Source organism: Streptomyces sp. NPDC005423, assembly GCF_040606415.1.
Taxonomy (GTDB): domain Bacteria; phylum Actinomycetota; class Actinomycetes; order Streptomycetales; family Streptomycetaceae; genus Streptomyces.
Window position 1 is genome coordinate 55,635 of the sequence record NZ_JBEXET010000034.1, and the last position, 17,433, is coordinate 73,067.

Genomic DNA, 17,433 nt, shown 5'->3' on the forward strand with positions numbered 1-17,433 from the left:
GCTTCGGCACAGCTCAAGCTCCTGCCCCGCCCGGGCCGTTGGACGCCGCCACCAGACGGCGGTCCGAAGCGCTCCGTCTCTTCCCCACCCCTGGACTCCCCTGTGCCCGAACCCCGCCCCGACCCCGGCCTGCGCCGCACGCAGCGGGCCGGCCGTGACCGTACCGATGACGATGTCCTCGTCACCCCTGGCTACCTCGCCGGCAGTGCCTATTGCGGTGACGACGCCTTCGTCCCGCTGACCCATCACTACTGGCACGACATGAGTGACGAGATGGGCAACTTCTACGTCACGACCATGGGCAGCAAACTCCGCGTCGCCTACGTCCCGGAAGCATCCGAACTGATGCCGGACGCCACGGCGTTGTGGCAGATCCGCTGCCGCACGGATCTGCACGCCCCACCGACGTGGACCGCGGCCTTCACCGACGAGACCCCTCCCGAGATCCTAGCCACGGTCACCGCCTCCCTGGACGCCGACGTCACCGCGGGCCGATGGGACGACGAGCCCTACCGCGAGCGCGATGACCATCCGGAGATGGTGTGGGAGGTCCTGCGCGCCGCCCGCTGGCAGATCACCGTGGACGGCTGGCACATCACCGCGACCTCGCCCGACCGGCTGGCCCACCTGGAATACCGCCCTCCCTCCTCGTTCGGCGGGCACAACGTGGCCCGGGACGAGGCGTGGCGCGCGAGAATCCTTGCCGCCCTGGATGCGCGGCGGGCGCTGTGGGAAGCCGATTTCCACAGCGCCACCCCCGCCCATCTGGTCGCGGCCTTCGCCACGGCTCTGGCCGATCCGGCGCCGGTCTCCCGTGAACGCGCCTGCGTTCCGCGCGAGGGCCACGCCCACCTGCGCCCGCTGAAGCCGGACGCCCCCGCGGCACCCCGGGCCGTGGCGGCGCCCACACCGCGGGACCTCGCCCGCGCCCGGGCGGCTCGCGGTCCTGCACTGCCGACCGTCAGCGTTCCGCGCTGGTCGACCACGACACGGCCGCCCGCCGTTGCCGCCCCCGCCGTCACGCCGGGCCCGCGCCGCTGATACATGCCCGCCGCCGGGATCCAGCGCGACACAGCCGCCGAAGGCCACCGCGCGCTCGCCCGCCCCAGGCCCGTCGGCGCGGACGGCGAACGGCTGCCCCCTACAGATCCCCCCTTTGGGAGTCCTACCTGGGCGCAACCCTCCTTCTCCCACCGAGGCGTTGACGGTCTCCGCCGCAGACGGCACTCGCCTGTCCGTCTACCGCGACACCCCTGCGCGCCCGCGTCCCGGCGGCGCGACGGTCGTGCTGGTGCACGGCGCGTCCGTCACCGCCGACCTGTGGCGCGTCCACGCCCGGCACCTGACCGGCCTGGCCTGACCGTCGTGCGCTACGACCAGCGCGCACACGGTCACACCCCGCGCGGCCAGGCACCGCTGACGATCCGGCAGCTCGCCGACGACCTGCACCACATCCTGACCCACGTCGTCCCCGCCGGGCCGCTCGTGCTCGCCGGCCACTCCCTGGGCGCCCTCGTCCTGCAGGAACTCGCCGCCCTGCACCCCCAACACCAGGCCCGCATCCGGGGCATGGTGCTGCTGTCGGCCACCGCACGCGGGGCGAGCGTGCTGCCCGGACGCGACCCGCGCGCCTGGCTCCTGGCCGCCGGACGCAGCCTCGCCGCCCTGACCTGCACCCGGGCACCCCGCACGGTGGACTTCCTGCGGCACCGGCTGCCCACCACACACCCCTACAGCCTCGCGCCCCACCCCCACCGGCCGGCCGACGGGCCACGACCGTGCCGCCACGGCATCCGCCACACCCGCACCCGCGATCTCGCCGACCTGTGGCAGTGCCTGCGCCGCTACCAGCCGCGCGACGCCACCGTGCTCCACCAGTTCGGCGACCGGCTGCTGCTGATGGCCGGCGCGGACGACCGGCACATCCCCGCCGCCCACACCAAGCAGTGGGCCGCCCAACTCCCTGCCGCCCGCCTGGAGATCCTCCCCCGCACCACCCACGCGCTGCCCATCCGCCACCCCGCGCTCATCAGCGACCGCATCACCCGCCTCGCCGCCGAACCGAGCCCCCACCCTCCTCACCCCCAGGACCGATCATTTCCGAACTCCCTGCCTTCCGGGCAATTTCACTAGGTGCCGGTATCCAGTCCAGCGCCATGCTCGCCCTCTCCGCACAAGGCATACTCCCGAAGGTCGACTACGCAATTTTCGCCGACACAGGATGGGAACCGAGAGCCGTTTATTCCCATCTCGCCCGACTGGAGCGAGAAATAGCCGGACCCGCAGGCATACTCGTCCTTCGCGTATCGTCCGGAAACATACGCAAGGATGCCCTTGACCCCGACCACCGGTTTGCATCGATGCCGCTCTACGTCCTGAACAAGGACGGAAATCCGGGTATGACCAGGCGGCAATGTACCGGGGAATATAAAATTAAGCCGATCAAGAAAAAGGTCCGCGAAATACTCGGCTACCCCTATCCGGCACGCATCCCCAAGGGCGTCTTCGTCGAGCAGTGGGTCGGCATCTCCACCGACGAATTCCACCGGGCCAAGGACGCCGACGTCAAGTACATGCGCAATCGGCACCCGCTCATCGACATGGGCTGGTCAAGAAGCGACTGCGTCCGCTATCTGACGTCGCTCGGTCTGGCCGACACCCCGAAGTCGAGCTGCCTCGGTTGCCCTTTCCACGGAAACGCCCAGTGGCGCAACATCCGCGACAACTCCCCGGAGGAATGGGAGGACGTGGTGGAGTTCGACGCGGCCATTCGCAAGGGAAATGCCCGCGCCAACGCCACCGGCAACCGTCTGCTCGGCGAGGCGTTTCTCCACCGCTCCCGCGTACCCCTCAGCGAGGCCCCCATCGACCACGTCACCGCCGCCGAATGGGCGGCAATGCAGCAAGAACTCACCGACAGCGGACCTGACCTTCAGGAACTGGAGCAGGGCATCGTCGACGGCTGTTCCCCGTGGGCCTGCCGCGGTGAAGTCGAGCCGGTACAGGACGACTTCGGACTGGCCTCTTGACCATCCTGGACCTGTTTGCCGGGCCGGGGGGATGGAGCCGCTCGCTTAACGTCCTCGGCGTACGGGACGTGGGTCTCGAATGGGATGAGTGGGCCTGCAAGACCCGTGCGGCGGCAGGGCAGTTGACCATTCGCACCGACGTGGCGCTGTATCCCGTATGGCCCTTCCTCGGCAAGACCGACGGGCTGATCGCGAGCCCGCCCTGCCAGGCATGGTCCATGGCCGGCAAGCGCCTCGGCCTGGTGGACCAGCCGCTCGTGCACCAGGCAGTGGCGGACCTCGCCGCTGGACGCGACACCCGCGAGAAGCTGCTGACAGCCTGCCGGGACGAACGCTCGCTGCTGGCCGCCGAGCCCATGCGCTACCTCCACGCCCTCAACACCGTCGGCGAGCCCGAGTGGGTCGCCATGGAAGAAGTGCCGGACGTTCTGCCGCTGTGGAAGCAGTACGCCTCCGTGCTGCGCGGATGGGGGTTCTCGGTCTGGTACGGGATCCTCAACGCCGCCAACTTCGGCGTACCGCAAACCAGGCGGCGGGCAATCCTGCTCGCCTCCCGCGTCCGCACCGCCCAGCCTCCACCACCCACACACGCCCAGACCACCGAGCCGGAGAGCCTGTTCGGGCCAGGCCGTGACCGATGGGTGTCAATGGCCGAGGCCCTCGGCTGGGGCGCCACCGACCGACCCGTCCCCACCGTCTGCGCCGGCGGCGGACCCGGCGGCGGGCCCGAACCGTTTCCCTCAGGCTCCCGCAAGACGCTCTCCGACGCCCGGGATCGCGGCACCTGGATGCCGCGACCGGAGGCTGTGGTCCTGCAGTCCCGCCGCGAAGGAACCGGATGGGTCGCCCGGCACGGCACCCGCGAGAACCAGACCCTTACCGCCCCGGCGCCGACGTTCACCGCCGAGGCGCACCGCTGGTCCTGGTCCCTGCGCAGCAACAACCAGGCCAACGCCACCATCCGTCCGCTGTCCGAGCCGGCAGGCACGCTGTTCTTCGGTCACCGGGCCAACGAGTGCACCTGGGTCGCCGCACCGGCCCTCGCACCGACGCAGGACACGGACACGCCAGCGATGCCGGAGCCGATCCGGATCACCGCCCGTGAGGCCGGCCTCCTGCAGACCTTCCCCGCCGATTACCCCTGGGCCGGCAACAAAGGCCAGCAGTTCTCCCAGATCGGCAACGCCGTCCCGCCGTTGCTCGCAGGCCACCTCCTTGCCCCGCACCTCGGCGTCACCCTCGACCCCAACGACTTCACCCTCGCCGCCTGATGCCCCGCGCCCCCGAACCTGACGAGAACGACGACCTCGACCTGCCTGACACGCATCCGCCGCCGCCCGTGCACTACGTCGAGCAGGCCCTTCTGGGCGCCCTCCTCCTCGATACGCACCGTCTCGCCGACGTGACCGGCATCGCCGGCACCTCGTTCTCCACTGCCGCGCATTCCGCCTTGTACGCAGCGATCAGCACCCTGCCCCCTCCGGACCCGGCCGAGCACGCCAAGAACACCAGGTGGCTCGACCAGGTACTCGCCACGGGGCGCGAGCAGGCGCGCGGACTGACCGCCTCCTACCTGCACACCCTTGTCCAGGTCTGCCCCTGGCCCCGCCACGCACCGGCCTACGCACGGATGGTCGAGGCCGAACACGCCCGCCGCCGCCTGCAGACGGCCGCCGAACGCCTCGTCCAGACCGTCCACGATGCCTCCCTCCCACACCCTGTCCAGACGGTGCTCGCCGAGGCCGACGCACTCGCCGCGGTCGTGGACGACATCGCGAGCCGCTTCCCACCGCGCGCCGGCGTCCTGCCCCGCACCCCCGCATCGCCGCCAGCCATCACGCCCGACTACATCGAGGCAGTCGAGGAGGAACGGCTGCTGCTCGCGACCGCCACCGCCCACCCCGCCGATATCGAGTCCGCCCGGTGGCTGCTCCCCGACGACCTCACCCTGCCGCTGCACGCCAGCCTGTGGCAGTGCCTGACCGCTCTTGCCCGGCGCCGCGATCCCGTCGACCCCGTCACCGTCCTGTGGGAGGCCCAACAGCGCGGCCTGCTGGACGACGGAAGCGAACCGGGCGAGGTGCTCCGCCTGCTGGCCGAACCAGCCGGTTCCGTGGAGCACTGGGGCGAGCGCGCCCTGCAGCGCTCCCTACTGGCAACCGCCGATCACACCGGCCGACGCATCGAGGCGTACGCCGGCGACCCGGCGAACACCCCGTTCCAACTCGTCGCCGGCGCCCGCCGATCCCTCGCCGACATCGGCGCCATCCGCACCCGCTGGCAGCACGCCACCGCAACGGTCCCGCCGCAGCGACCGCGGCCGGCGCCCACCACTCGCGCTGGCCCGCCGACCACCACGGCCGCCCACATCGCCCGCGCCGCGCGAGCAACCCGATAGCACCCCGCGTCTGCCGGTGGCCGGACCCGAAGACCCGGCCACCGGCAGAAGAGACGACACCCCAACGTGACCACCACACATAAAATCGCCGGCCACGTAGCCCAGCCCGCCCACCGCATCATTACCGCGCGGACGCCCGATGCCCAACCGATCACTACCCCAAGGGGCAAACGCCGCTGAGCTCGCCGACCACCCTGACAGTCCATGGCCTCGCCTCTGCGGTGCCCGAACCCATCGGCACAAAGCTGGTATTGCGGTTGGGTGCAGTTCCTTTCGAGTGACGGCCGCGATCAAGTGGTGAGGTCGTAGTTCCGCTGGTGAGTGCGTCAGGCGGCATGCCGGAAAATCATCCGTCGGGGAACCGCGCCACGTACGGATACTGGGCCGGTGAGCAATGTCATGGCTGAGCACGAAGCGGTTACTGAGCAGTTGATGCGAAGGGTCTACCTCGGCCTGCGTGAGGACAATCTCGACCCTCAGGACGTCGTCGCCCTCGCCTGCGAACTGCTCGACTGGTTCCACTGCACCGACGCCGTCCTGGAGGTTGTCGAGCGGAATCCGGCCGAGGTGCCGCGGGCGGAAATGACCGCCCTGGCCCGGCGCGTCCTGGACGACGTGGGCTTCGATCCTGGCTTCGACCTCGTCCCCGAGCGTTTGGAGACATTGCGCGCCGCGCTGCGAATCCTGGCCCGCGATCTGCCCACGCGTGGGATCGAGGGCGAACCGGAGATCGAGATCCTGGAGGACTGGTTCCCGGTGGGAGCCGGTGTCCGCCTTGCCGATGGCGAACGGCTCAACTGGGGCGGCCCCGTCCTGCCGAACATGTGCGACGACCCAGCCATGGCACTGACCAGCCTGGCGATCATGATCCAGGAGAGCCTGCTCGAATGGACCTGGCAGGTCTGGCCGGTGTGCCCCCGGCATCACCTCGGCGTCCACGGCTCGGAGCGGGACGGTGCGGCCGTGTGGTGGTGCGCGGGCGATGGCGGACACATACTGGCGCCGGTCGGTGAACTCGCGATCGCTCTCGGCCGTCGTCGCCCCGAATAGGACCGGCGGTGGGGTGCAGTTCGTTTCGGACGACCGCCTAGATCAGGCGGTGGGGACGTAGTTCCGCTGGTCGGGTGCGGGGTAGAGGCGTTCGTGTTCGCGGGCGGCGTGGTAGCGCCAGTAGAGGTCGAGGTCTCCGTTGGACAGGACGGCACGCAGTCGCAGTACGGCTTCCGCTCCGTGGAGGCCCCAGCGGGCGCCGGTGATGTCGAGGCGGTCGGCGATCAGGTGGCGGCAGGCGCCCTCGACCGCGCCGGTGGCGATCGGCCAGCCGGCTGCGAGGGCAGCGTCGTAGTGGAGTTGGTCGAGGTGGCCGGTCAGGTAGCGGCCGCAGGCGTCGACAGCCTCGCGCCGGGCCGGCGGCAAGTGTTCCCGCTCAGCCTGGCTGGTCATTTCGGCGGCGGTATGGGCAGCCTGACCTGCGAGGATCGCGGTAAGACGGTCGGCGGCCCATGCTTCGGCTTCGGTGGTGCCGGCTTTGTGGAAGGCGTGGGCGGCGGCCCAGACGTACTCGGCGACGTGCACGAAGTCCAGCAGGACGTGGACCGTGACGCCGCGTCGGCCGGTCTCGGCCCCGATCAGGTCGAGCTGGTGGCGGGCGCCGTCGACCAGCACGACCCACGGCCGCAGATGCTTTGGATCACGGGCCTCGGCCTGGCCGAAGGCGTCGGAGATCACCTGCTCGGGCGGGCGGACCAGCGAGGCGGTGCACCACTTGTTCTCGGCCCGCGGTCCCGGACGGGCGGGGCGTTCGCCGCTTCGGCCGCCGGGCGGGTGGATGACGTCGTGCGGACGTCTGGGGGCGGGACGTGTGTCGAAGACGCAGGCCACCGTCGCCATCCGCTTCCGGTTCGGCTTCTCACCTGGCGCAAGTCGGCCGCGATGAGCGCCCGCCGCTTTCGCGGCGGCCCGGCGGGTGGCCTCCCGCAGGGCCTCAGGCCGCATGACCACGCCCTTGCCGTCCGCCTGGATCACCAGCGGCATCGTGCGGCTGCACGGGATCGGGATCCGGGTCCGGTAGAAGCCGTCGACGTCGACCGCGGCGGCGACCACGAGCTCTTCGAGTCTGCGTTTGCCGAGCACGTTCCCGCAGCGGCGCTCGACTGCATCGTGGGCCTGGTCGAACGAGCCGCGGACGGCTTCGGTCACCGCGAGTCGCCGTAATCCCGTCAAATGCCGGCCCGCCGGCAGCGACAGCACAGCGTCGGCGGGGTGGACGTTGCCCACGCCCCGGCCCCGGTGGGCGACTCTTACGACCCGGACCATCCCGAACACGGTGGCCAGCCAGCGCGAGTGTCCCGTCTCGCGCCAGGACCGCACCCGGCCTTCCGGCCCCACCACAACCGGCCCGGCACCGGAACGAACCTGTCCCTCCTCCCGCGCCGCGCGCAGGTCGAGGTGGTCCTGCAGCAGCAAGCGAAGCAGTTCCCGCCCGGCCGCGTCGAGGTATTCCTCCAGCTCAGTGTGGGTCCACATGCCTGCGTCGCTGCTCGACAGGGTGGTGGTCAGCGTCTCGAAGGCGCTGAGGGAGTCGGCAAAGGGGTCAGCGGTGGCATGCGTGTCGTACGGTGTCATCTCCAGGGCTCTTCCCGTCCAGCATCGATTGGGTCGCACCTTCAATGTAGGCGCGGAAGAGCCCTGCTGTTAACGGGAGTTGGGCGAAATGGTCCTGCGGCGGCGGGCCAGGGTGAACATGCCCGGGGTGTCCTCGTCCAGCCAGCCCCGCTCCACCAGCCGCTTCAGCTTCGCCCTCGTGCCCTCGATCTTCCCGGTCTCGGCCGGCAGCCCGATCCTCGGTACGACCTGCTTGGCGCGGACCGGCCCCGGCGCGTCCGACACCACCTCCACGATGTCCTGATACACCTGCGGCAAGATCTCCGGCCCCATCCCGGACTGCCAGTTCGGCACCGTCAGGACCCCGATGACCTGCCGCTCGGCCCCTGCATACGCCGACGCCATCAGCTCATCTACAGGCGCCTGTCCGGCACCGACGGCCGCCACCGACTGCTCCGGACCCATCTCCGCGAGCACTTCCGCGACCGTCTCCCGCGCGATCCGCAACCGCTCCAGCCCCTCCCTGGCCATCTCCAGCTTCCCGGACAGCTCAGCGAGTTCGGCTTCCAACTCCTCCACCCGAACCCGGGCGGCTGCCTCGCGCGCTTCCAACTCCTCGAACAGCGAGCCCATCCGCCACCCCTCCTCCACGACCACGGTAGAGACGAACGGCCTCGAACACAGCCCCTGCTCAACGCTTGCCCAGCTCAACCCTTCCCTTCAGAGGAACCGCACCCATTGCGGTTCGCTGTTGGGGGAACTCCGACGCCCAACTGGCCCGTGGAGCTACGCCGTTCCAACCGCCCCTCCGGCATCCTCACTCTCGTCGAGCTCGTCGTTCTCGATCTCCACATCCTCGACCTTGACCACCGGATCACCGCTGGCCTCAGACAACTCCAGGCCGAGCCAGCCTTTGAGTCGCGTGTAGGCCAGACGCAGGAGGACGTCAGCACGCTGATCCATGAACGTCGGATCCCACTTGTCCTCACGCTGCCCCAGTGCCCGCAGGTGCGGGAGGTAACGCGACATGGCCGCTAGATCTTCAGTCGCCTGCGCGAAATTCAAGCCAGAACTGTCGAGGATTGACTTCCCGTCGTCGGCCGTCGGGGCACCGAGTGCCGCATACAAGACCTTCTTCTCGTTCCAAGGCCGCGAGCTGAGGGACGCGTTGGCAGCGCCTGGCGCCAGGACCAGATTGCCCAGTTTGTGGACGGTCTCCTTCTCGCTGTAGAACTCCTCATCCCAGCCACTCGTGGCCTGCTGTGGTGCGATGTGTTCGATCGTGAAGTGCGGCTCGTCCGCCCAACCGTCTGCGGTGAAGCAGGAGGCGACCCCCGCCTTGCCTTGGATAATCAGTCCCGGATTCTCCAGATCTTCAGTTGTGTCGTGATATGCAGCCAGAAGCAGGAAACGCGTAAGGGGGCGGCTAATTTTGTAGAGCGGCAGCGCAGAAGCAGATGCCAGGAACGACGCCAAGTTTTGGACACCGCCGAGCTTAGGGTGCAACAAACGCGCCGCGAGTTCCTTCTTCAACGCCTCTGCGTCGACGATCGGATCAGGTTTCGTTGCATCGGGCTCTACCCACTGCCGGGCGAGAGGTCCAATGCCCGTGAGCGAGTCCCCGGCCATGACCGCCCGGTACTGGCTGTCGATGTTGCCCGTGCCGCGGCGGGTTGCTCGCCAGAAGACCGTGAAGGCAGTGATTGCCTTGATCGCCTTCTCGAACTCGGCGATGCGCTCAGCCCTCACTTCTCCTTCGTCCGCGTGAACAGCCTCGGAGTAGAAGCGCACGAGCGGCGCGATGGCAATGGTGTGATTGAGCGAATTGAGGAAGGCCAGACACAATTTCACGGTGTCCGTCATGGCCGTCGCTTCTAGCCCGGCTAGCGTGCGAGGAGCGTTGGCCGCCGGCCCCCAGGTATTCCCGACAAAGGCCGCCGTGTCGCTTAGGTGGCGCAAGTACGCGCTTCGATCATCGGCCGAGTCCTTGTGGCGCTCAAAGGTATCGCGCATGTAGACCCGCTGATCCGGGAGGCGCTTGGAGAGCTTCTCCCCAGTCTCGGTCAACGCGAAAGTGACCAGCAGGTCTCGAGTTGCGTTCTGAAGCTTGTCTCCAACGTCAAAACGGTCCAGGTACCCCTGAACCGCCTTCATGTACGCGTGCGCGTCCGAGTCCTGGTAGTCCTGAATCTTCTCTGCCATCACCACCCGAGGGAGGAAGGTCTCGAAGGCGGTCAGAGGCTCACCCGTGGTATTCAACGACTCGAAGATCGTGAAGGCGTAGTCCTCGTCCTTGCCTTGCACGACCGTCAGAGCGATGCGGTTCAAGCCATAGGCAGCAAACATGACGAGTCGCATCAACTCAGCCTCAGGCTCGTCTTCCAACTCCCCCAGCCAAGCGCAGAGCTCGGGGTCGAGTTCGTGATTGAAGAGCGCACGCTGGAACTCGATGTTGATGGCAAGGGTGGCTAGCGGCGGCAGATCCTCCAGCTCCTCGATGGACTTTCGCTGCGACAGCTTGGTCAACCCCGTACGGATCTCGTTGAACCTCTTGATGAGATCGCCTTCGCCTTCACCCGCATTCTGTCGCGCCGTCGGCCTGAAGTCCGTCGGCTTAGATTCTGCCGGCTCGCTATCGACTAGCAAAGAGTACGTGTAGATAAGGTTGGCGATCGGCGACTCATACTGCTTGAGCTTCTCGTCCCTGGCCCACTGATCCACGAAGGCTCGAATGAGGCGGGGGTAGATCGGCGTACTTCCGAAGTTCTTTCGCTCATAGAACGCCGCCGCGAGCATCTGCAGGATGTCGCTCGTTTCCGAGTAGAGGTGAGTCCGAGCACTGTCGGCCGGATCCGGCGTCTTGCCCTTGAAGACCTTCCATGCACGCTGACGAATGAGGTTGTGCAGGCCGACCAGCAGGATAAGAAGGCTCGACAAACGCTGCTGGCCATCGATCACGGTAAGGACCTTGGACGGGACCTCGGACTTGACGATTGGCTTGACCGTGACATGGTTGACGTCATGGATGGTGATGACGGTCCCCAAGAAGGTGAAGCTGTCCGGCGCTTTGCCTAGATTCTTGAGGCCATGCAGTGTGTCGTCGAGCAATTTCTCGACCTTGTCTTTGCCCCAGCCGTACGGACGCTGATAGGGCGGCAGGTAGAGGCCCAGACCATTGTCAGACAGCAACTCGCGGACACTCTTGCTCTGCGCCTCGAATATTTCCTTGGCCTGCGTAGGCATGCGTAGTCCCTTTTTCGTCCAGCAGGTTCGGTCAGATCAGATGCGGAATCACCTTGGATGGGGCCTGCGACCTGAATTTCGGCTCAACGGTAATGTAGTTGATGTCGCGAAGCGCGATTACAGAACCGAGAAAACAGATCGAGTAATCGAACTCGGCAAGCCGTTCAAGGCCGTGCGCGACGCCGCCGAGAAGGCACCTAGTCTCGGGCAACTTCCAGGCGTACGCGCACTATCGCGGAGGAATATAGAGCCCCTGACTGGGCTCACTGAGGAACTGAAAAACTCACACGGTTCCGCGTCAAAAATCTCGCGAGTTTCCATTCCCCGATTTCCCTCCGTTACCGATCCGTGCCCGTCGGTGAGCCGTCCCTCATGGTGGCATATGAGTGGTCGTCAGAGGTAGCAGGAGCGGGCGCGCGCCCATCATGCCCCACATGTGACGTTGCGTCACTCCATCACGGAGAAGCTCGACTTGTCGTGGGCGGGTGCGCGGCGTTCTATCACGAGGCCGGGGACAGGGGCTGGGCTAGGTCACAACCCCAAGCGGGACAAACTTGATTGGAAGTCGGGAATGCAACAGCGGCCCCAGCTCGAGATGCTGGGGCCGCTGTGTGTGGTTGCGCGTCAGAGGTGGCAGACGGAGCAGCCGGCCTCGTCGTCGTCTGAGTCGAGCGCGTCGGAAAGGACCTCAAGCAAGGGGCGGTTGGGCTTGATGCGCTTGGCCGCTCTCTCAAGAGCCGCCTCGTGCTTGGCCTCGATCTCGTCCTTGCGCTCTATCAGCTCCGGCAACGACTCGCCCTGAGACCACGTGTAGTTGCGGCCCTTCATGGCGGTGTGCCGGAAGCGGACCTTGTCCTCGTACTCCACGGCCTTGTCGTACAGGTCGGGGTGGCGTTCCTTGAGGCCGACCCATTCGTGCTTGCGCTGGAAGAAGCAGAAGTAGCAGCCGGAGCGTGTGCGCCACTCGTAGTAGCCGGGCAGACCGATGCCTGCCTCGTCGAGGATGCGCATGACGCCTTCCTTGTCGATGCCTTCCTCTCGGAAGGGGAAGACGGCATCGATGTTCGGCTTGGTGCTGACGTAGCCGATGCGGTTCTCGTCGGCGCGGATGGCGACGTAGGAGATGACCTTGTCGTCGCCGACCCAGTCTTCCAGGGGCTTGATCTTGAGGTTCTTGGTGCACCAGCGCATCTGGGGGCTGGGCAGGGTGCCCTGGTAGACCTCCATCCAGTGGTCGAAGTCGCGGTCGGCGTTCAGCCGGACGATGGACTTGCCGAGGGCGGCCTCAAGCCGGTTCAAGTACTTGTAGGTTTCGGGCAGTTCGGCGCCCGTGTCGCAGAAGAAGTACTCCATCTCGGGGACCCGGTTGCGCATATGGACGGCGAGCGCTGAGGAGTCTTTGCCGCCGGAGATACCGAGAACGTGCCGGACCTTCTGGGTGTCGGCTTCGTCGGTCATCCCTGTGCCTTCCTTTCACTCGCCGCTGTCGCGGCATCGGTTACGCGCTGGGCGAGGGCTGCAAGCAGGATCCGCGCTCCGTCCGGTCCAAGAGCCTTTTCGGCCTGCTTCAGGACGTCGGCAGCGAGACTGTTGGCCTCGGTGCGGGCCTGCTCCGGGACGTAGATCAGGGTGCGTTGCTCCACGCCGGCGCTGTCGGTCAAGGTCAACAACTGCGCGTCGAGTTTCTCTTCCCGGCCACGGGCCTCGTTCCCGGCGTGGTGCAGGTGCCCGACTCGGTCGAGGGCCGCAGCCATCGACCGGGCCTTCTGCGGGAAGACCTTGGCTTCCTGGTCGTCCCAGTCGCCGAGGGCGGAGTTGGTCAGGCGTACGACGATGGGCTCAAGCCAGTCTTCGTCCTCAAGGCTGTCGCTGAGGACGAAGTCCACGAAGCCCCGCAGTTCCGGGGTGAGTACCGCGCCGGCGAAGCCTCGCAGACGGGAAGCGAGTTGTGCGCGCAGCTGCGGCAGTTCGGCCGGCAGACGGAATTCCTGTGCGAGGACGTGCACAACCTGCGTGCGCAGCCGGCCATCGATGGCGACGAGTTCGTCGGCTGCCGCGGTGAGGCGTTCGACGTAGGTGTTCGCCGCTTCCGCGTTGGCGCGGGCGTGGGCGAGGATCTCGGGCAGGCCGAGGGCCTTGGGCAGCGCGTGGAAGATCAGGTCGTCGGGGTCCGATGCCCGGATGATCGTCGTGCGCACGGTGCTCGCGTCGGCGGAGATGTTCCTGGTGGCGCGGGCGTATTTGTGCAGGTCGGCCACGCGTGTGATGAGGGCACTGGCCACGGCGAGGAGGTCGGGGTTGCGCAGGGCCTTGGACCGTGGTGCCTCCACGCCGAGCGAGACCATCAGCTTCTTGATGACGTTGCCGCGCTGGCCGTCTCCGGCTGGCGTGTACTTCACCATGAAACGCGCGGGGCCCTTGACGAGGCGCTCGACCGCGTCGATCGTCAGCCGGGGAAGGTAAGTGCCTTCCTCGAACAGGGCGATGTCGTGGCGGCGGATGACCAGGGCCGGCAGCAGGAAGACCGGGACCACGCCGGCCTTGAGCCCGTACGGCGGGCTCATCAGGACACGGATGACGTCTTCCATGCTGACCCGGTCGGTGGCGCCGGTCAGGACCTCGTTGAGGGCGTTCCAGGCAGGCTGGGACTTCTCGTGGCCCTCGCCGGGCGGGGAGAAGCCGTACGGGAGCAGGCTTTCTTGCTGACTCTCGGCCTGAGCCACCCCGTTCTGACGGTGCAGGCCGAGGTAGGCCAGGACACCGCTGTAGATGGCCCGTTCGGCCCTGTACCCGGTCAGGCCGAGGTTCTCCTCGCCCGAGGCGGCGAGCATGGCCGTCAGCAGGACACCTCGGGCCTGGGCGGCCTGGCTGGTCAGGACGTGACGGCCGAGCATCTCGTTGCGGATGTGCGGGGTGCCTGGGTACACCGACTCGCAGGCGAGGGAGACCAGGCCGCTCAGGCTGCGGGCCGTCAGGCCGGAGGCCGCGGGTTCTTCGCCGGGGGCGATTCCGGTGTGCCACAGGCTCCAGGACGCTTCGGAGGACGGTGGGTAGAAGGCGTCCTGCAGGAGTTCCAGCAACTCGGCCTCGGCCTGCACGAGCCGCTCGATGACTTCCCGCCGGGCGACGTGGTCGATGTCCTGCTCGGTGCTGAGTTCCTTCAGCGCGACGAGGTAGGTGGCCGTGCTGAGTACCACGTCGGGTTTGGGGGTGGTGCCGACGAGTACTGGCAGCGGCGAGTGGACATTGGGCCGGTCGGCGTCGGTGCCGAGGTGGAAGACGACGAGGCCGTCGGCAGGCTCCTTCAGCTCGTCCGGGGCGGCGACGGACTTGGTCTCCGGGCCGCTGACCGCGGTGTAGAACACGCGCATCATGCCGGTGACCTGGCTGTGGCGGCCGGCCACGAATGCCTGCGGGACGAGGCTGCCGAGCCGGTTGATGACCGAGGCGTCATCGAAGCGGCTGATGATTTCCTTGAGCCGGCCGTCGATGTCGACGTCCGTGCCCTGCCAGACCCGGTATTCACCGCTGAACTCGCGGTGGACCACAAAGCCCCGGTTGACGAGGTCGGCGAGCCGCTCTTCGAGCGCCGTGAAGGCGTCGGGGTCGGCAACGTCGGTGGGGTCGTGAAGCGCGAAGTGAATCATCGGCGCGGTGGCGCTGAGCGCCCCGTCGGAGTCGATCAGGTTGAGGACGCCGATGGTCTTCAGCACGTCCTGGTCGGCCTCCGCGAGGCCGTTGGCGTCCCGGATGCGCGAGTCGACCTCGATCCACTTGCTCGCGTTAGAGGAGGCAAGCAGGGTGGTGCGCCCGGAGTTGAGGAAGTAGTCCCACAGCTGCGGCAGTCGCACCGTGCTGGCGTGCTCCGCCTTCCGGTCGCTGTGCCGTGCCAGCGAGTGGTGGACGGTGTTGGGCTCGCCGCTGTTGAGGAAGCCCGACAGGCTGCGGTCGTGCTGGCCGATCTGAGCGGCAAGGGTCGGCGCGGCCAGGGCCGTGATCGGGTGCAGCGGGTAGAGGTCCGCGAAGTGGGCGGGGCCGAGTTCGGCCAGAACGCCGAGACCGTGCTGTGTCCAGATGTCCGCAGATGCCTCGGCCGACGCGGTGATCAGGGCCTGCCCCGCCGAGTTGACGGCCGAGCGGTCGAGGCGGCGGCGCAGCAGGTGCAGGGAATCGCCGTGGTGGGGGACGAAGGTGATGTCTTCGAAGCGCCCCTGGATCTTGGCCCATTCGCGGGTCTTGAGTTCGCTGGACCGTGAGGCGTAGTCCATGAACGACAGGTGCTGAAGAGTCATCAGGTAGACGGGCAGCCCGCTGGGGCCGGCCGCCTTCTCGGCGAGTTCCTGCAGCAGGAACAGGTCGTGCTGGGCGTCGGCGAACTCGTTGCGGCCGGCGAGGTGTTCCAGCGTCTTGCCGAACTCGTCGATCACGAGGAGCAGAGGCTGACCGCCTGCCGTCAGAGCCGTGACGGCGCCGAGAATCTCCTTGGCCCCGGCGCGCTCCGCATCGGCGCACGCCTCCAGGGCGGAGGCGATGGCCTTCGGGACGCGCTTGCCCCAGCGGCGCGCGGCTGCGGTGTGCAAGGCTCGGGAGAGCGTGGCGACGACAGATTCCCGGCGCGCGGTGGCCACGCCGCCAAGGAATCCCTCGGAGGCGATGGCGTCGCGTGCTGCGGCAAGACGGTGAGCGAGAGCGGGACTGGCCTCTTCGAGGATCCGCTCGGCCTCGCTGCGCCGCTCGGTGTCTCGTCCCAGCAGAGCGTCGATGATGTTGGACAGGGTGGACTTGCCGGAGCCGTAGGGGCCGGTGAACGACCAGGCCCGGGTGCGGCGCTGGTCGGCCAGGGCGCTCGCGATGCGCTCCAGAACGTCGACGGCCCGGGCACCGACGTAGGGGTCGTGCAGGGCATCCTCGACATCGCGCTCAACGTTGGTCGAGCGCATTTGGGAGCCGACAAGTTCGATGCCGGCGGGGAACTGCGGGGCGGAGCTCGCCGAGCTGCTCGGGGTCCGCGTGGGGGTTGCGGTGGTCACGCGGTCTCCTCAGCAAAGAGCATCTCGGTGGTGTCGGCCGCCTCGGTAGCGTCCGTGGCCTTCGCGGCGAGTTCCTTCTGCTCGGCCATGGCGAGCTCGGGAAACTTGGCAGCCCACTCCTCACGGGTGGGGAAGCCGGGACGGCGGGTGACGAAGTCGTACTGCTCGTCCAGCACTTCCCAGGCCAGCTCGAAGGGGTCGGCCGCGAAGACGAGGCTGCGCTGTCCCACGGCCTCAGTCAGGTTGAGCTGCGGGTGGCCCGCGGCGACCTTCTGGAGCGCCATGACGATCTCGTTCTCCCGGACACGGAAGGCGCGCCCCGGGGAGCCCGGCTCGTTGGCGAGGCGGGCCACGGAGATCGAGTTGGCCTGGCGGGAGAACTTGGCAGCGTAGTCCAGACAGGCGTAGGCCAGGACCCGGGCAGGCAGCGAGGTGCGATGCCCGCTGGTGAACTGCCACTCGGGCTTGCCACGCGTCCCCACGAAGGTGAGCAGGTCAAGGTCACGGAAGGGGCAGGCGAGCAGGTCCTCGTAGCTGCCCGGCGAGCCAGCCTTCTCCGGGGCGCTGCGCGCATACATCTTGGTGATGCAGTCGATGTCCCGGACGATCGACGCCTCTTCCAGGCTCTTGTCGTAGGAGAAGTTCACATGCCGGGTGACCACCTGCGTCATGTCCGCGGTCGAAAACCGGGAGAACGGCGCCAGGTGGAAGGCCGTGTACCAGGCCGGCGCGTGGCTCTTGGCCCCGGGGCGGGAAGAAACCAGCCACCAGTGCAGCAGCCACAGGCTGCCGTTCTCCTCCAGATACGGGTCCGCTCCTCCGTCCTCGTCGAGGAGCCAGCGGGCCTCCCAGGTGGGATAGGAGAACTTGGCCTGTGTTCGCTGCCCGGGCGAGTGCTCGCGGGTCAGCTTGAACGCACGCGACCAGTAGCGCATGGCGTTGACCATGTTCTTGCCCACGCCGAACAACACCGGCGCGTCGTCCGCGAGAAATGCACCCTGGTCGCGTTTGACCTGCATGTACGCCTTGTGCAGCCAGCCGAAGCGGGGCGCGAACGTTTCGTGTCGCGCGAAGGCAAAATGGGCGGCTTCCCCAAGCCGGCTGTCTGACATTCGGGACCTCTCTGTGT

Annotated in this window: 13 protein-coding genes; 7 read left to right on the forward strand and 6 right to left on the reverse strand. The window is 67.7% G+C overall.

Annotated elements, in window-relative coordinates:
* Positions 1-102 precede the first annotated feature (102 nt).
* From ABZT12_RS28785 to ABZT12_RS28815, 7 genes are all read left to right on the forward strand, one after another.
* Positions 103-1,041 (forward strand): DUF317 domain-containing protein, encoded by a 939-nt coding sequence (locus tag ABZT12_RS28785; RefSeq protein ID WP_356389890.1) that lies wholly within the window; start codon positions 103-105, stop codon positions 1,039-1,041.
* Positions 1,042-1,201: 160 nt separating this feature from the next.
* The gene (locus tag ABZT12_RS28790) at positions 1,202-1,360 is read left to right on the forward strand and encodes a hypothetical protein (RefSeq protein ID WP_356389892.1); all 159 of its coding nucleotides are present in this window, start codon (positions 1,202-1,204) and stop codon (positions 1,358-1,360) included.
* Between the two features lie 5 nt (positions 1,361-1,365).
* On the forward strand, positions 1,366-2,133 hold the full coding sequence (locus ABZT12_RS28795; RefSeq protein WP_356389894.1) for an alpha/beta hydrolase: 768 nt from the start codon (positions 1,366-1,368) through the stop codon (positions 2,131-2,133).
* Positions 2,134-2,156: 23 nt separating this feature from the next.
* A complete protein-coding gene (locus ABZT12_RS28800; RefSeq protein WP_356389896.1) occupies positions 2,157-3,029 on the forward strand; it encodes a hypothetical protein in 873 nt (290 codons plus the stop codon).
* Positions 3,026-4,300: a DNA cytosine methyltransferase gene (locus ABZT12_RS28805; protein ID WP_356389898.1), complete on the forward strand. Its 1,275-nt coding sequence runs from the start codon at positions 3,026-3,028 to the stop codon at positions 4,298-4,300. Before ABZT12_RS28800 ends, ABZT12_RS28805 begins: the two co-directional genes overlap by 4 nt.
* Positions 4,300-5,427, forward strand: a complete 1,128-nt coding sequence (locus tag ABZT12_RS28810) for a DnaB-like helicase N-terminal domain-containing protein (RefSeq protein ID WP_356389900.1) — start codon at positions 4,300-4,302, stop codon at positions 5,425-5,427. The genes ABZT12_RS28805 and ABZT12_RS28810 overlap by 1 nt, the downstream gene beginning before the upstream one ends.
* Before the next feature lie 399 nt (positions 5,428-5,826).
* On the forward strand, positions 5,827-6,477 hold the full coding sequence (locus ABZT12_RS28815; RefSeq protein ID WP_356389902.1) for a hypothetical protein: 651 nt from the start codon (positions 5,827-5,829) through the stop codon (positions 6,475-6,477).
* 42 nt (positions 6,478-6,519) lie between these two features.
* Here the strand turns inward: ABZT12_RS28815 and ABZT12_RS28820 are convergent, their stop codons facing one another.
* From ABZT12_RS28820 to ABZT12_RS28845, 6 genes are all read right to left on the reverse strand, one after another.
* On the reverse strand, positions 6,520-8,052 hold the full coding sequence (locus ABZT12_RS28820; protein ID WP_356389904.1) for an ISKra4 family transposase: 1,533 nt from the start codon (positions 8,050-8,052) through the stop codon (positions 6,520-6,522).
* A gap of 69 nt (positions 8,053-8,121) precedes the next feature.
* Positions 8,122-8,664 (reverse strand): hypothetical protein, encoded by a 543-nt coding sequence (locus tag ABZT12_RS28825; RefSeq protein WP_356389906.1) that lies wholly within the window; start codon positions 8,662-8,664, stop codon positions 8,122-8,124.
* Between the two features lie 153 nt (positions 8,665-8,817).
* Positions 8,818-11,274 carry a DUF262 domain-containing HNH endonuclease family protein gene (locus ABZT12_RS28830; RefSeq protein WP_356389908.1) on the reverse strand — a complete coding sequence of 819 codons (2,457 nt, stop codon included), beginning with the start codon at positions 11,272-11,274 and terminating at the stop codon, positions 8,818-8,820.
* Positions 11,275-11,898: 624 nt separating this feature from the next.
* Positions 11,899-12,732: a phosphoadenosine phosphosulfate reductase family protein gene (locus tag ABZT12_RS28835; RefSeq protein WP_356389910.1), complete on the reverse strand. Its 834-nt coding sequence runs from the start codon at positions 12,730-12,732 to the stop codon at positions 11,899-11,901.
* A complete protein-coding gene (locus ABZT12_RS28840; RefSeq protein WP_356389912.1) occupies positions 12,729-16,304 on the reverse strand; it encodes an ATP-binding protein in 3,576 nt (1,191 codons plus the stop codon). The genes ABZT12_RS28835 and ABZT12_RS28840 overlap by 4 nt, the downstream gene beginning before the upstream one ends.
* Entirely contained in the window at positions 16,301-17,416 is a 1,116-nt protein-coding gene (locus ABZT12_RS28845; protein WP_356389914.1) for a DUF4007 family protein, read from the reverse strand. The genes ABZT12_RS28840 and ABZT12_RS28845 overlap by 4 nt, the downstream gene beginning before the upstream one ends.
* Between the last annotated feature and the right edge of the window lie 17 nt (positions 17,417-17,433).

What these genes read in the sequence shown, in the direction of transcription:
- ABZT12_RS28800 (WP_356389896.1), top strand. Translation starts at nt 2,157, where the DNA reads ATGCTCGCCCTCTCCGCACAAGGCATACTCCCGAAGGTCGACTACGCA.
- ABZT12_RS28810 (WP_356389900.1), top strand. Translation starts at nt 4,300, where the DNA reads ATGCCCCGCGCCCCCGAACCTGACGAGAACGACGACCTCGACCTGCCT.
- ABZT12_RS28815 (WP_356389902.1), top strand. Translation starts at nt 5,827, where the DNA reads ATGGCTGAGCACGAAGCGGTTACTGAGCAGTTGATGCGAAGGGTCTAC.
- ABZT12_RS28820 (WP_356389904.1), bottom strand. Translation starts at nt 8,052, where the DNA reads ATGACACCGTACGACACGCATGCCACCGCTGACCCCTTTGCCGACTCC.
- ABZT12_RS28825 (WP_356389906.1), bottom strand. Translation starts at nt 8,664, where the DNA reads ATGGGCTCGCTGTTCGAGGAGTTGGAAGCGCGCGAGGCAGCCGCCCGG.
- ABZT12_RS28830 (WP_356389908.1), bottom strand. Translation starts at nt 11,274, where the DNA reads ATGCCTACGCAGGCCAAGGAAATATTCGAGGCGCAGAGCAAGAGTGTC.
- ABZT12_RS28835 (WP_356389910.1), bottom strand. Translation starts at nt 12,732, where the DNA reads ATGACCGACGAAGCCGACACCCAGAAGGTCCGGCACGTTCTCGGTATC.
- ABZT12_RS28845 (WP_356389914.1), bottom strand. Translation starts at nt 17,416, where the DNA reads ATGTCAGACAGCCGGCTTGGGGAAGCCGCCCATTTTGCCTTCGCGCGA.